Raw genomic sequence first — 14,124 nt, 5'->3', positions numbered from 1 at the left:
GGACGGGACGGAAGAACCCGAGGGCAATCAAGGCGATAGCGGGTAACTGCGCGTCCTGCTTGGGGTTTTCTATCGCCTCGTCTACGGGTTCGAATCCCGTCGGGGACACTGAAACTGGGGCCGGAAGCTGCTGGAATCTCAGCGGTTTCCAGCCCCGGTGCTTTCAGGCCCCGGCGCGTCTCCACAATGTCTCCACGCCGGAGACTCTCCCCGCCCCTCCTCCAGCATCTGGATAGCGCGCTGCTTCTCTCCCTTCCCCAGGTGCATGTACCGCATGGTGGTGCGGAGGCTCCGGTGCCCCGCCAATTCCTTGCAACTCCGTCAGCGCGACCGCAGCGGGGCGCGCAGCGCCCGGCGAGGGCAATGTCAGGTATTCCACAATGGCGCGCACCCACCGCCGCGCCGACGCGTCAACCGCGGCTGCTGACATGTCACCCGTCGCGTTGACGTGTCAGCCCTCCCTCCTGATGTGCCTCCCCCCCAGGGAACCACGACACGCTCCCCTCGCGAGAGCCCTCTTCCCAGCGGCGCGTCGCCCTGGCGCATCCCGTGCACTACGCCAATTCCGCAGAGCACCTGAGCCGGAGAACCGCATGCCCTTCCATAAACCTCCCTGCCATGTCTCACCCCCCACCCGCCCGCGCCACCGAGGTGGCCGCGTACGGGCGGGCCTCTTCTCCGCGCTCCTGCTGCTGGGCTCGACAGCCGCCGCCCAGCCCGCCACTCCCCCGGCCAAGCCCAGCGCTCTCAACAACGGCAGCGCGGCGGAGGCCTCGGCCTACTACAAGAAACTCGCCAAGACGCTGAACTTCCTCACGCCGGCGACCATCGAGTCGAAGGCCAACATGCAGGAGCTGCTCAACTACCTCGGCTACTCGGAGCTCTCTCCCGAGGTCGTGGAGTTCGAGGCCCCTGAGAAGTTGATGGGCGGCGGCTCCAACCCGCCCACTGCGTCGGCCTTCCCCTACTGTGGCAAGTCCATCGAGCTCAAGTCCTGGAAGGGCGACTCGCTGAACCGTCCCGACACCGCCCAGGGTGTCACCACCTCAACCACGGGGGCCGGCAACCTCTGGACCGCCGAGTGTGTGGGAGACAAGGTCCGGCTCAAGTCGTCGAAGGGGGACTACCTGCACCGCCCCGACAGCAACCAGGGCATCACCACCTGGCACACGGGCCCCGGCAACGACTGGACGGCCGAGTTCACCAACGGAAAGCTCATGCTCAAGTCGTGGAAGGGGGACTACCTGCACCGCCCCGACAGCGTGCAGGGCGTCACCACCTTCAACACCGGCATCGGCAATCAGTGGACTGTCGTCGAGCGCACCTCGGCCCCTGCGTCGGCCTTCCCCTACTGTGGCAAGTCCATCGAGCTCAAGTCCTGGAAGGGCGACTCGCTGAACCGTCCTGACACCGCCCAGGGTGTCACCACCTCAACCACGGGGACCGGCAACCTCTGGACCGCCGAGTGTGTGGGAGACAAGGTCCGGCTCAAGTCGTCGAAGGGGGACTACCTGCACCGCCCCGACAGCGCACAGGGCGTCACCACCTTCAACACGGGCCCCGGCAACGACTGGACGGCCGAGTCCACCAACGGAAAGCTCATGCTCAAGTCGTCGAAGGGGGACTACCTGCACCGCCCCGACAGCGCGCAGGGCGTCACCACCTATTTCACCGGCATCGGCAATCAGTGGACCGTCGTCGAGCCCACCTCCGGCGGCACCACCCCTCCTCCCCGCAAGCAGGGGGACATCCTCGTCTCCCGCTTCTTCGCGCCCAAGATCGTCAACTTCTCCGTGGCTCCCGAGAAGCGCAACATCGGCTGGCGCCGCCTGGTGCGCATCAACTCCCGCCCCAACTCCGAGGCGGCGAAGCACCAGGTGGAGAGCGCGTGGATCCTCTTCAACCACTTCACCAGCCCCCCCGTCCATAGCCCCTATGGCGGCACCCCGCCCACCGAACAGCTCAAGGACTCCCCATGGGGCAAGGTGAAGATCGTCACCCCCGGCAACATGAAGAACGGCTCCGTCAACACCCAGGTGGCCCTCGTCACCCGCTGCACGGCCACCAAGGAGGAGTGCGCGGAGGTCGACAGCATCTACTGGGTGGACTTCGGCCCCTCGGACAAGGGCTACAAGCTCTCCTACCAGCTGGATGCTTTCTTCGACGCGGGCAACCTGGTCGCCGCGGGTGACACGGCCGGCGCGGCGCCCTACTTCGTGCCCAATGGGTGCGACACCTGCCACGGCTCGCTCAAGGGCCAGGCCATCCTCAATCTCCTGGACACGGACCACTGGATGGACCGCCTCACGGATGGCGACTTCCCCGCCCTGGCCAGGCCGGACGCCCCGGCCCCCCTGTTCGACGCCGGCAAGGATACGAAGTCACCTCAGTACGCCGCGGCCTTCGACATCATTCGCACCCTCAACCGCGAGATCGCCGACATGCAGCGGCGCATCAACAACCAGAGCTTCCAGCTCGCCGCCACCGACAAGTGGCTGCAGCTGCACCAGAGCTCGGTCCAGCCGGAGCCGGACCTCATCACGCGCGCCTTCGAGTTCGCCAACTTCAACCACCCGCTCCACGCGACGCGCAAGCCGACCCCCACCCCGCTGAAGTGGACCTCCAAGGCAGAGGACAAGGAGCTGGTGGGTCTGCTGAACAAGTACTGCTACCGCTGCCATGGCGCCATCCGCTTCGACGTCTTCAGCAAGGACATGATCGCGGACCAGACCAGCCCCATGCTCGACCGCATCGACCCGAACCCCACCCAGGCCAAGGTCACCGGCTTCCAGATGCCCCCCGACCGCAGCCTGCCCGCGAAGGACAAGCAGCGCCTGTTGGACCTCCTCGACCAGCTTGACCAGGAAACCCACTGAGAACGGAGCCTGAACCATGAGCCAGAGATTCTTCCGCATCCACCCCTCCATCGGAGTCGCCCGCGTGGGCGACTCCCCCACCGAGTTCTTCATCGGTCCCGAGCGGCCCAACGAGCCGCCCAACTACGACGCCGCCCAGAAGAAGTTCCGCCCCTTCAAGGACAACCAGGGCCGCATCAAGCGCCAGGCGGCCCGCTTCCGAATCTTCGAGTACGAGCTCCAGGGCACCCGGATCGTCCCCGTGCGCGAGGTGACCGCCGGCAGCCAGGGCATCACCCAGATCACCTGGAAGGCCCACCTGGCCAACCGCAAGGCCGCCTTCTTCAAGTTCGACGGGCAGGACGGCGCGGACGGCCAATGGAAGGGTCCGGAGACCGAGATTGGCGTGCATGACACGAAGAACCGGCTGCGCAACAGCCACGTGCCGGCGGCGGACCGGGAGAGGCTGCTCGTCATCGACCCGGGTGCGAAATCCATCTCGGGCCGCAACACCCCGCCGGTCCCCTTCACCAACACCAAGAGCCACATCCCCATCAAGTCCCTAGGGGAGCTGCGCACGGATGAGAATGGCAACCTGCTCGTGCTCGGCGGGAACGGCGAGGCCGCGACGACGAAGCCCGGCACGCTCATCAACAACTACGTGAACAACGACTTCTGGTTCGACGACATGTCGGACGGGCCGGTGTCGGCCGAGGTCACCTACGTGGTGGATGGCAAGACGCAGGTGGCGAAGCTGGAGGGTGACACCGGGGCCTGGGTCCTGGTGGGGCCGCCCGACTTCGCGCCCTCGGTGGGCATCACCGTCCGCCTGCTGGACACCCTGTGGGACGTGGCGGTGCGCTCCCCCCAGGAGGTGAAGCTCTTCGACACGGATGGCCTCTTCTTCCAGGGGCTCTTCGCGCGGCTCGCGGCGCAGCGGGCGGACTGGGACGCCCAGGGGAACAAGTTCAAGAGCTACAAGCCCTCCTTCCTCCACGAGGTCTACCCTCTGCTCGATCGCGCCCTGCAGCAGCGCCAGGTGCACAACCCCGAGGCCTCCAAGTCCTTCCATACGAGCCTCGCGGGCGTGGAGCAGGACCTGGGCTCGATCTCCTCCAGCCGAGGCAAGCGCCTGCGCAGGACGATCTTCGGCTACATGCGCAACCCCTCCACCAACACCGGCAACGAGCCCCTGCTCATGCCCAAGGGACTGGGAGACAGGTACACGGACCTGGAGAAGCAGCCCGGGCCGGATTACTTCATGACCCTCACGCGCGTGCAGTTCGCGGTGCTCGAGCGCTGGGCCGCGGGTGAGTTCGAGGAGGACTGGGACCCGGTGGCGGCCAAGGCCATTCCCCCGGCCATCACCGCCGAGGGGCTGGACCGGGCCGCGATGGAGAGCTCGGTGGGAGGCCCCTTCTTCCCCGGCATCGACTGCAGCTGGATGGTGCGCAGGCCCGAGCTGTATGGCACGCCCTTCCGCGTCAAGCACTCGGGGAACGTCTTCCCCAGCGCCGCGGACACGTTGCCCATCCGCCCGGGCTTCTTCTCCCAGCAGATGGCGCTGCCCTGGCAGGCGGACTTCTTCCAGTGCAAGAAGCAGCTCTACCCCGCCGCGCACGTCCCGTACGACGGCGAGCGCATGTACCACATGTGGTGGTGCGCCCACCGGCCGGATGACGTGTTCGCCAAGAAGGGGGACCTCGCCATGGTCTCCTGGACGCGCGAGCTGGAGAAGGTGGCCGACGTCGAGGCACTGAAGCCGGAGCTCACGTCCCAGGAGACGGAGGACACTCCCGCCAAGGACCTGGCCATGTACATCCAGATGAAACAGAAGTGGTCGAGCCTGGGCTTCGTCATCCAGGAGGGAGAGCAGTTCTTCGAGACGCAGGAGCGGAGCAAGTAATGAGCGGGCGAGCCACATACGAAGCCGTGGTGGTGGGCGGCGGGGTCGCGGGGCTGAGCGCCGCGCTGACCCTGGTGAGGGCGGGGGTGTCCACCTGCGTGGTGGAGCGCACGGACTACTCGCCCTGGCGCCCTGGGGAGACACTCTCCCCGGTGGCGTTCGCCGAGTTGCGGCGGTGGCTCGCCCCTGAACCGTTGGAGACGGAGGGCTTCCTGGCCTCGTACGGCCTGGAAGCCACCTGGGGCTCGGAGGAGCCCCACCACCACTCCTTCCTCACCAACCCCTACGGCCCGGGCTGGCACGTGGAGCGCCGGCAGTTGGACAGCCTGCTGGCGCGCCATGCGCAGTCACAGGGCGTGGAGCTGTGGCGGAACGCCTGCGTCACCCACTTGAAGCGTGAGGGGCGCGGGTGGCGGCTCCAGGCCGGCACTCCCGAGGGACCCAGGGAGCTGCACTGCACGGTGCTGGTGGATGCGACGGGACGCTCGGCACAAGTGGCGCGATCCTGCGGCGTGCGGCGGCAAACCCATGACAAGCTCTGCAGCGTGTCGGCCGTCGTGGACAGGCCTCCGAGCCACGAGGAGCACCTGCTCCGGGTGGAGGCCACCTCCTCGGGCTGGTGGTACACGGCGCCCCTGCCCCAGGGGCGCCTCATCCTCACCCTGATGAGTGATGTGGATGTGCTGGAGCACCACAACGCGTTGCGGCCCGACGGGTGGAGCGCGCTGCTGGCCAGGACCCGTCACCTGACGCGGGGGCTGGGGGGGCTGCCGGCGGTGCAGCGGCTGCATGTCCGCCCCTGCGAGACGAGCCGCCTGGAGCGCGCGGCCGGGGAGGGCTGGGCGGCGGTGGGGGACGCGGCGGCCATGTGGGACCCACTGTCCTCGAGCGGCATCGTCAAGGGGCTGCGCACGGGGCAGGCGGCGGCGCGCGCCCTGTTGGCCTCCCTGGCAGGGGACCGCGAGGCGCTGGAGGGCTACGCGCGAGAACGGGAGGAGGAGTTCTCCGGCTACCTGGAGGCACGCCACGCCCACTACGCCCAGGAGCGGCGCTGGGCGGGCGAGGAGTTCTGGCGGCGGCGGCACGCGCTTGCTCCGAGCCTGCACATGGATCTCGGGGCTGGCCTCGACGAGGCCGAGATAGGCGATGCGGCCGTCCTCCGCTCGTGACAGCCGCTCCAGGCTCTCAGAGCTTCTCCACCGCCACCGTGTTGTCGTCCGGCTTGCGGTCGATGAGCTTGTTGAGCGGATCCAACCCCGCCTTCGCGGGCAGCTTGTCCACGAGCGCGGTGAATTCCACGTCCTCCTTCGTCACCTGAACCTTCTCCAGGTAGAGCGGCTTGCCGTCCGCGTCGAGCACGCCCACGTCCATCCAGTCGTCGAGCTTCAAGTCCGACTCGGTGCCCGTGCCGTTGGCCTCCACCTTGTGCGCCTTCGCGGTGACCTTCACCTCATACTTCCCGCCGGCCACCTCGGTGTACGTGGCCTTGAGCGCCCGGTTCTCGTACAGGGTTATCCGCTCGAAGAAGTCCTGGATGAGGTAGCGCAGGTGCTCGGGCATCACCGCGCGCAGCTCGGCGAGCAGCTCCGGTGAGTTCGTGAAGGGCGGCTGCTGGAAGGCCACCTTCTGCCGGTACGTGGCCAGGGCGCGGTTGACGTTGTCCTCGCCGATGTAGTCCTGCAGTGCGTACATCACCACGCTGCCCTTCCTGTAGTGGAGGTACGGCTGGTTCTCCACGCGCATCAGCGGCATCTCCTGCTTGCGCTCGAAGGCGCGCCCGCGCAGGTAGCCATCCATCTCGTAGCGCAGGAAGCGGCCCATCTTCTCCTCGCCGTACTTCTTCTTCATCACCATCAGCGCCGAGTACTGCGAGAGCGTCTCGGACATCATCGTGGAGCCCTGCACGTCGCCGCCGATGACCTGGTGGGCCCACCACTGGTGCGCCACCTCGTGGGCCGTCACGTAATAGGGGTAGTCCACGTCCTTGGGGTCATTCGGGTCCACCTTGGCGATGAAGCCGATGCTCTCCGAGTACGGAATGGTGTTGGGGAAGGACTGGGCGAAGCTCGCGTAACGAGGGAACTCGAGGATGCGCACCTGCCGGTGCTGATAGGGCCCGAAGTTCTTCGTGTAGTAGTCCAGCGAGTCCTTCACCGCTTGAATCATCTTCTCCACGTTGTACGCGTGGCCCGGGTGGTAGAGGACCTCGATGGCGACCCCGTTCCACGAGTCGCGCTTCACCTCGTAGCGCGCGGAGAGGAACGAGTAGAAGTTCAGGATGGGGCTGTCCATCGTGTAGTGGAAGTAGCGACGGCCGTTCTCCGTCCACTCGCGCTGGAGGTAGCCGGGCGCCATGGCGATCTGATCCGGCGAGGTGCTCACCGTGGCCTCGAACGTCACCCAGTCCGAGTCCGAGGCAAGGTACGTGTTGCGCCGGGCCTCCAGGTCGTTCACGTCGGCCATGCGCGCCTTGGGCGCGAGCCCCTGCTTCTTGCGGGCCTCGTCATCCGAGAGCTCTTCGTCCGCCACATAGCCCAGCCTCGGCAGGAGGGTGCTGTGCAGGAAGGTGCCGTTCTCCACGAGCGACGTCTCCGCGCCCTTGTTGCGGAAGCCGTGCGGCTCCAGGCCCAGCTCGAACTGGAGCTCGGCCGAGGCCCCAGGCGCCAGCGGTGTGGGCAGCGTGTACGTGTAGAAGCCCAGCCGCGTGTCCTTCTCGGATGGCGACTCCGCGCCCGCCACCACCAGCCGGTACACCTTCAGCTCGACGGGCAGGTTGACGTACACCGTCTTCACCGGCTCGGCCGTCTTGTTGACGAGCCCGAAGGTGCCCCGGGCGCGCATGCGCGGCTCCTCGGGGAAGAGGTCCACCTGCACCTTCACCGAGACGATGCGCGGCTGCGGCACCTTCTCGAGCTTCTTGTACTGCTTCTCGTAGTCGGCGGACTCGGTCAGCTGCTCATGCTCCGTCTTGAAGGGATTGAGACGGTTGGTGTTGTGGAAGATGAAGGCCCCCGCCGCCACGGCCCCCACCAGGGACAGGGACAGGCCCACCCGCACCGGGAGCGAGGCCCGCGCGCCAGCCAGCCGCAGCCGCCAACGGGAATCACTCTCCGTGCCACGCACCCACGCGAGGTGCGCGACGATGGCGAGCGCCACCGCGACGAGCGCCCAGTACACGCGGAACCACACCAGCTGCGCGACGAAGGGCCCGAAGCCGTTCATGTCCGAGTACGTCGGAGAGGGCGTGCCACCGTAGTTGTAGAGGTTGTGCTCGAAGCCAAGCTCCGAGGCGAACTGGCTGACCAACAGGTAGAGCACCATCACGAAGTGGCCCACGTACTTGTGGTTCACCACCGCGTGGACGAACACCGCGAGCATGCACAGCAACCACAGGTCCACCAGCCGGTAGCCGAAGAGGTCCGCGAGGTAGAGGCCGGGCTCCAGGTGGGTGTAGCCGCGAAAGAGCTGCACCAGCACGCCGCAGACGAGCAGCACCGCGCTGAGCAGCACCTGCACACCCATGAGCGCCAGCAGCTTGGAGAGGAAGGGCAACCACCCGGGCACGGGAAGCGCGTCGTAGAGCTGGTGCATGCGCGCGTCGCGCTCGCGCCAGATGAGCTCACCCGAATAGAAGGTGATGATGATGATGTGGAAGAGGCCGAAGCTGCCGCCCACCACCTCGACCACCATATACGTCACCGGGTAGACGGAGGTGCCGTACATCTCGCCGAGCAGCCGCGTGGAGCCGAACACCATGATGACGCCGGCCAGCACCATCACCAGGAAGTAGACGTTCTTCACCGTCTCCTTGAGGTCCAGCCACGCCAGACGCGGGAGCAACCGCAGGAAGGTGCCGCCCCGGAAGTCGCGCGAGACGGAGGGGGGCATGAGCGGCGCTTGCGTGGAAGCGGACTCGGCGGAGGCCTCGGCGCGGCCCCCCGCCAGCGAGTGGGTGCGCTGGAACCGCAGGAGCGTGTAGCCGAGCATCGCCGCGCCCAGCCCCACCCAAAAGAGCCGGTTGACGAGGAACCAGCCCTCGAGCGGCAGCAGGCGCGAGTTCTTCTCCGCGGGCGTCCAGTACTCCATCACCGCGCGCTGCGCGTTCATTCCGAATGGGTCCACCAGCGAGGCCACCCACTTCGTGTCGAGATCCCGCAGCAGGCTGCCGGCCATGAGGTAGCCCACGAGCAGCACCACGCTGGTGACGTAGACGGGGAGGATGCGGCGGGTGAGCGCGGCCAGTCCGAAGAAGAGCGCGCCGGTGAAGAAGAGGTTGGGCAGGATGCTGAGCAGGTAGGGCCGCAGGTACGAGCCCGGCACGGTGGGGCCCACCAGGCTCTGATCCAACCAGGGCATGGTGCTGCCGAACCTCACGCCCAGGCCGATGCTCGAGAAGATGACGACGAGCGTGAGGAAGGCCCCGAGGAAGCGGCCGAGCAGATAACGGGCACGCGAGATGGGAGCGGTGAAGAAGAGCGCGTGCGTGCCGTGGGCGAAGTCCTGATAGACGGCCTGCCCCATGACTCCGCCAGTGATGATGACCCCGGCGAAACCGAGCAGGGAGAGGATGCTGGTGAGCGTGTAGGGCGAGTTGGCGAACACCTTGCCGCCGGTCCCCCCGACCATGACGCTCTTGAAGGCGCCTCCGGCCACGTTCATCGCGAGGCAGGCGAGCGCGAAGAAAACGCCGAAGTACACCCAGGTGGACAACATCTTGAGCCGCTGACGCAGCTCGAAGAGGGCGATGGAGAGCATGGTGGGTGGCTCCTCAGCCCGCGGTGGCCTGGAGGGTGGGAGCGGGCTCCTGCGCGAGGTGGCCCTTGATGGCGGCGAAGTAAGCGTCCTCGAGGTCCGGCACGGCCGGGGAGAAGGACGCGTCCGGAGCACCCTGGCTGAAGACGTGGACGAGCGTGCGGCCCATCAGCAGCCGGTGCGAGATGACGGGCAGCTCGGCCTGGAGCTTCGGCAGCTCCGCCTTCTCCACGAACTTCTTCCAGATGCGGCCCTCCAGGCGGGAGATGATGTCCTCGGGCGCGCCGGTGAGCAGCACCCGGCCCCCGTTGAGCACGGCCATCTGCGGGCACAGGTCACGCACGTCCGAGACGATATGCGTGGAGAGGATGACGATGACGTCCTGCCCGATTTCACTCAGCAGGTTGTGAAAGCGCACGCGCTCCTCGGGGTCCAGGCCGGCGGTGGGCTCGTCCACGATGAGCAGCTTGGGATTGCCGAGCAGCGCCTGGGCGATGCCGAAGCGCTGGCGCATGCCTCCGGAGAAGCCGCCGAGCTGCTTGCGGCGCGCGTGATGGAGGTTCGTCTGATGCAGCAGCGCATCCACCACCTGCTTGCGCTCGCGAGCGCTGGAGATGCCCTTGAGGGTGGCCAGGTGGGTGAGGAGGTCCTCCGCCGTGACTTTCGGATAGAGGCCGAAGTCCTGGGGCAGGTAGCCGAGCACGCGGCGCACGGCGTCCTTGTCCTTCAGCACGTCGATGTCACCGAGGGAGGCGCTGCCGCTGTCGGCCTCCTGGAGGGTGGCCAGCGTGCGCATCAGCGTGGACTTGCCGGCACCGTTGGGCCCGAGCAGGCCGAACATGCCCGGCGAGATGGTGAGCGTGACGTCCTGGAGCGCCTGGGTCCCGTTGGGGTAGCGCTTGGACAGGTTCTGGATGCGGAGTTCCATGAGCCCTCCGAAGTGGGGAGGGCATCATGACATCACGGGTTGAGCCGGACGATTTCCTCATTGAGCGCGCTGGCGAAGCCCACCCAGCCCAGATAGGGCACCATCATCCACGCGGCCAGGGGGTCCACCCTGCGTGCCGTCGCGGTGTATGCGGCGAGGCTCACTCCGAGTGCGGCGATGTCCGTGAGCGCCGCTCGCTTGCGATGCTTGCCGAAGAAGAGCGGGGACCAGAGGGCGTTGAAGCCCAGCTGCAAGACCCACAGGGAGAGCGCCCACGAGCGCTTGGGGCCCGCGGGCCGGTTCCACACCCGCCACGCGGAGAAGGTCATCAGTCCATACAGCGCCGTCCACACCGGGGCGAACACCCAGGAGGGCGGCTGGAAGGGAGGTTTGCGCAGCCGCCGGTACCAGGGCTGTCCTCTGTTCGAGGCCCCTCCTCCCAGCACGGCCGCGCCCGCGGTGAGCGCCCCGAAGGTCCCCAGGGCCACGAGCGACTCCCTGCGCAGCGACGGGTTCCTCAGGTTCGTGAGGGCCGGATGTTCCAGATTGTATTGCTCCCGCATCGGTCGATCTCCATCGAGGCTCGCTGTGGGAAGCTGGGGGGCGGGTACCCGAAACGCAATCCCAGGAGAGCGCCATGGCCAGCGTGGATGACATCCTCACCTTCTGGTTCGGCCGTCCGTCCGAGCCGGGTTACACCGAGCCCCGTGGCCGCTGGTTCGAGCGCGACCCGGCCTTCGACTCCGAGTGCTCCCGCCGCTTCCTCGCCACGCACGAGAAGGCCGCCGCCGGCGAGCTGAGCGCCTGGCGTGACGAGCCCCGCGGAGCCCTCGCCCTCGTGCTCCTGCTCGACCAGTTCCCCCGCAACCTCTTCCGGGAATCGCCGCGCGCCTTCGCCACGGACGCCCAGGCCCGCGAGGTGGCGCGTCACGCGCTCGCCCGCGGGCTCGACGTCCCCCTGCCCCCTGTGTGGCGGTGGTTCTTCTACCTGCCCTTCGAGCACAGCGAGGAGCTCCACGACCAGCGCCTCGCCGTGTCCCTCTTCGAGTCGCTCGCCCTGCAGAACCCGCGGGACCCGACCACCGCCGAGACGGTGGAGTACGCCCGGCACCACCACGACATCATCGCGCGCTTCGGGCGTTTCCCCCATCGCAACGCCGTGCTGGGCCGGGAGTCGACTCCGGAGGAAGTGGCCTTCCTCCAGGAGCCGGGTTCCTCGTTCTAGCTATGCCGGGGCGCCGGCCGCCTCCTGGCCGACCGTCGCCTCCAGCCGCGTCCCCGCCGCCAGCCAGCTGCGCACCAGTGCCAGGTGCTCCTGCTCCACGTCCAGCGCGCGCTGGAAGTCCTCGGCGATCTCCCTGTGCCCCAGCTCGCGCGCCAGTTGGATGAGCAGCTCCCAGCTCGCGTTGTCCACGAGTTCGGCCGTCAACAATCCCTCCAGCGACTGGAGCAGGTTCACGCGCGGGTCCACCAGCACCTTCGGCACGCCTTCCGACAGGTTGGCCTGGAGGTTCGCCGCGGGCGTGAGCGCCGTGGGGTCTCCGCCCAGCTTCTCGATGGTGCTCTTGACCAGCGCGAAGTGCGACAGCTCATCGCGGCGGATCTTCTCCAGCTGCTCCCGCGAGGGCCCGCCATCCCACGTGCCAAACACGTCCAGCTTGGACAGGGCGGCCTCGTACAACCGCACGCCCACGCGCTCGAAGCCTGCGCGCTGGCCCAGCTTGTCGATGAAGACGGTGGCACGGCCGCCCTTCAGCAGGTCCGCCGCCGCCTTGGCCAGGCCCTTCAGGTTGGGAGGCGGCACCGAACCCAGGCCCTCCGACTCCCGTGCGAGCTCCTGGCGCACCTTCCAGATACCCGAGGCATCCCCCGGGCTGCTCGGCAGCGCCTTCTCGGCGCCTTCGATCTCCTTCTTGCCGTGCACCGGCGAGGTCCTGATGCCGGTCCGGTTCAACCCCATCTCGCTCGACTTGCGTTGCATTACTGAATCCTCCCTTCGGACAGGGTGCCCAGACGTTCGGCCTCATCCGAGAGCTCGGTCCCCGGGCGCCAGCGGTAGCCCGCGGCGGCGATCTCCGACGGCAAGCCTTCCGCGTTGAGCTCCTGGCGGTAGCGCTGCGTGCGTTCGGACTCCGCGGCGCGCGGCACGAACTCGGTGCCATTGGCGCTCAGGCCCAGCTCGTCGCGCAGCACCTGGCGCACGAACTCGCGGTGGCTGTCGAAGCGGATGGGCTCTGGCAGCTCCTTGGGCAGCACCTCGGCGGGGTCCCTCCTCGCGTGCGTCTGGAACAACCCCATCACGTAGTGCAGGTGTCCCAGCTCGTAGTCCACGAACCGCTGCCAGACCTCCTTGATGCGCGGGTTCGACTCGTATTGCAGGCAGCTGTAGTAGGTGTAGACCTCGACGGCCTCGTGCAGCAGCCACTTCTCCAGCCACGACTCGTCCGGGTCGCTCAGCGACTCGTACTGCGTGACGTGCTGCTCCTCGATGGAGGCGATCTCCGCGTAGAGCATGCGCGCGACCGGGTCGGTGAACAGGGGCCCGATGGTCATGTAGTAGTCGTGCGTCTGGTGTTCGGCCGCGGTGATGGTGAGCGCGTGAATCTTGGAGAGGGGAGCGGCGGTGCGCGCGTCATAGGACCGGCGCACGTCGTCCAGTGGGTGGCGGTGCTCGATGGCGGTGGGCCGCCCGGGGATGATGTCCGAGTAGCTCTGGATGAGGTAGTTGGGGTCCTTGCCCTCCAACCGGTCATACAGCGCCGAGTAGCGGTACAGGTGATCGAAGTCCTCCAGCATGCCGAAGCGATAAGCCTGGGCGAGGTACGGATCCGGCTCGTGCTGGGCCACGCTGGCCGTCACCTCGATGGCCACCTGCTCGAAGCCGAGCGTGGTCTCCAGAGGAGACTGGTCCGGCGGGTTCATCCAGTTGACCAGGGTCTGTTGGTGCTGCTCCACCCGGCGGATGATGGCGAGAGGTTCGCGCAGCTCCCGGTTCATCCGGGCGAAGGCGTGGCTGAAGCGCAGCGCCTCCGACTCGATGCCGTTCATCAGGATGACGCGGACGCGGGTGAAGGCATCGTCGTCCAGCTTGCTATAGGTGCGCCGCGTGAGATCCTTCCAGGTGAACTTCTGGTGATCCAGCGAGACACCCTTTTCCTTGAAGAGGTCCAGGGCCACTTCTGACTCCTTTGCGCAGCACGGAGGGTGAGGTTGGCCGGAAGGCCCCCAAGCCCCCCGGGTTCGCCGGTAAAGCTCCGCCTCACCCCCAGGTACGGCAATGGCTCCCAGCCTCTTCGCCCGGGTGACACCAGAGGCTGCGATGGCTCGGCCGGCCCCTCGTTACAGGCCTCCGTCCGCCCGGATGCTCCACGGACCGCCAGACGTGAAAACCCACCAGCACCGGCACTTCGGCGTTCCACTGCGTCAGTGCAGGCGCCAGCTTTCCGAGGACCTCTGCCAACGCCGCCGCCCCGAGTGCGGCCATGCGCGCCGCACCGCTCCATTCTCCTGGGTCCAGCAGGGCGTCCCGCGCGAGGAACGATGCGGACTGGCGCCCCAACTCCGGCACCAGGAGACGCCGCACGCGGCTGATGCCCGCACGCACGGCCGCCGCCACGCTCTCGGCCGTCGTCCCTACGGGCGCACGTGCTCCCGAGGCCACGAGCTTCACGTCGGTGCTCATC

General features: G+C 67.6%; 10 protein-coding genes. 4 read left to right on the top strand and 6 right to left on the bottom strand.

The genetic code is table 11. The features are described from left to right. The first annotated feature begins 593 nt into the window (after window positions 1–593). Genes DAT35_RS31440 through DAT35_RS31430 form a run of 3 tightly spaced genes read left to right on the top strand, consistent with a single transcriptional unit; the run spans window position 594 to window position 5,930 of the window. Window positions 594–2,876 carry a hypothetical protein gene (locus tag DAT35_RS31440; protein WP_108071885.1) on the top strand — a complete coding sequence of 761 codons (2,283 nt, stop codon included), beginning with the start codon at window positions 594–596 and terminating at the stop codon, window positions 2,874–2,876. Between the two features lie 16 nt (window positions 2,877–2,892). After that, on the top strand, window positions 2,893–4,761 hold the full coding sequence (locus tag DAT35_RS31435) for a LodA/GoxA family CTQ-dependent oxidase (RefSeq protein WP_108071883.1): 1,869 nt from the start codon (window positions 2,893–2,895) through the stop codon (window positions 4,759–4,761). After that, window positions 4,761–5,930, top strand: a complete 1,170-nt coding sequence (locus tag DAT35_RS31430; protein ID WP_108071882.1) for an NAD(P)/FAD-dependent oxidoreductase — start codon at window positions 4,761–4,763, stop codon at window positions 5,928–5,930. The genes DAT35_RS31435 and DAT35_RS31430 overlap by 1 nt, the downstream gene beginning before the upstream one ends. Before the next feature lie 16 nt (window positions 5,931–5,946). Here DAT35_RS31430 and DAT35_RS31425 read toward each other — a convergent pair whose 3' ends face one another. Genes DAT35_RS31425 through DAT35_RS31415 form a run of 3 tightly spaced genes read right to left on the bottom strand, consistent with a single transcriptional unit; the run spans window position 5,947 to window position 11,004 of the window. Further along, the gene (locus DAT35_RS31425; protein ID WP_108071880.1) at window positions 5,947–9,516 is read right to left on the bottom strand and encodes a M1 family aminopeptidase; all 3,570 of its coding nucleotides are present in this window, start codon (window positions 9,514–9,516) and stop codon (window positions 5,947–5,949) included. Window positions 9,517–9,529: 13 nt separating this feature from the next. Further along, entirely contained in the window at window positions 9,530–10,441 is a 912-nt protein-coding gene (locus DAT35_RS31420; RefSeq protein ID WP_108071878.1) for an ABC transporter ATP-binding protein, read from the bottom strand. Window positions 10,442–10,473: 32 nt separating this feature from the next. Beyond that, on the bottom strand, window positions 10,474–11,004 hold the full coding sequence (locus DAT35_RS31415; RefSeq protein ID WP_108071876.1) for a TspO/MBR family protein: 531 nt from the start codon (window positions 11,002–11,004) through the stop codon (window positions 10,474–10,476). 74 nt (window positions 11,005–11,078) lie between these two features. Between DAT35_RS31415 and DAT35_RS31410 the strand changes: the two genes are divergently transcribed. Next, the gene (locus DAT35_RS31410; RefSeq protein WP_108071874.1) at window positions 11,079–11,666 is read left to right on the top strand and encodes a DUF924 family protein; all 588 of its coding nucleotides are present in this window, start codon (window positions 11,079–11,081) and stop codon (window positions 11,664–11,666) included. Here the strand turns inward: DAT35_RS31410 and DAT35_RS31405 are convergent, their stop codons facing one another. The 3 genes from DAT35_RS31405 to DAT35_RS31395 all read right to left on the bottom strand — a co-directional run bounded on the left by DAT35_RS31405 (window position 11,667) and on the right by DAT35_RS31395 (window position 14,123). Then, window positions 11,667–12,422: a ferritin-like domain-containing protein gene (locus DAT35_RS31405; RefSeq protein ID WP_108071872.1), complete on the bottom strand. Its 756-nt coding sequence runs from the start codon at window positions 12,420–12,422 to the stop codon at window positions 11,667–11,669. Continuing rightward, window positions 12,422–13,618, bottom strand: a complete 1,197-nt coding sequence (locus tag DAT35_RS31400) for a hypothetical protein (RefSeq protein WP_108071870.1) — start codon at window positions 13,616–13,618, stop codon at window positions 12,422–12,424. The genes DAT35_RS31405 and DAT35_RS31400 overlap by 1 nt, the downstream gene beginning before the upstream one ends. Window positions 13,619–13,700: 82 nt before the next feature. Then, window positions 13,701–14,123 (bottom strand): hypothetical protein, encoded by a 423-nt coding sequence (locus tag DAT35_RS31395; RefSeq protein WP_233261835.1) that lies wholly within the window; start codon window positions 14,121–14,123, stop codon window positions 13,701–13,703. Window position 14,124 lies beyond the last annotated feature (1 nt).

It is taken from the genome of Vitiosangium sp. GDMCC 1.1324, from assembly GCF_003044305.1.
GTDB lineage: Bacteria > Myxococcota > Myxococcia > Myxococcales > Myxococcaceae > Archangium.
Note: the sequence above shows the minus strand (reverse complement) of the source record. Positions and strands in the feature narration are given on the sequence as shown.

What these genes read in the sequence shown, in the direction of transcription:
- DAT35_RS31440 (WP_108071885.1), top strand. Translation starts at nt 594, where the DNA reads ATGCCCTTCCATAAACCTCCCTGCCATGTCTCACCCCCCACCCGCCCG.
- DAT35_RS31435 (WP_108071883.1), top strand. Translation starts at nt 2,893, where the DNA reads ATGAGCCAGAGATTCTTCCGCATCCACCCCTCCATCGGAGTCGCCCGC.
- DAT35_RS31430 (WP_108071882.1), top strand. Translation starts at nt 4,761, where the DNA reads ATGAGCGGGCGAGCCACATACGAAGCCGTGGTGGTGGGCGGCGGGGTC.
- DAT35_RS31425 (WP_108071880.1), bottom strand. Translation starts at nt 9,516, where the DNA reads ATGCTCTCCATCGCCCTCTTCGAGCTGCGTCAGCGGCTCAAGATGTTG.
- DAT35_RS31420 (WP_108071878.1), bottom strand. Translation starts at nt 10,441, where the DNA reads ATGGAACTCCGCATCCAGAACCTGTCCAAGCGCTACCCCAACGGGACC.
- DAT35_RS31415 (WP_108071876.1), bottom strand. Translation starts at nt 11,004, where the DNA reads ATGCGGGAGCAATACAATCTGGAACATCCGGCCCTCACGAACCTGAGG.
- DAT35_RS31410 (WP_108071874.1), top strand. Translation starts at nt 11,079, where the DNA reads ATGGCCAGCGTGGATGACATCCTCACCTTCTGGTTCGGCCGTCCGTCC.
- DAT35_RS31405 (WP_108071872.1), bottom strand. Translation starts at nt 12,422, where the DNA reads ATGCAACGCAAGTCGAGCGAGATGGGGTTGAACCGGACCGGCATCAGG.
- DAT35_RS31395 (WP_233261835.1), bottom strand. Translation starts at nt 14,123, where the DNA reads ATGAGCACCGACGTGAAGCTCGTGGCCTCGGGAGCACGTGCGCCCGTA.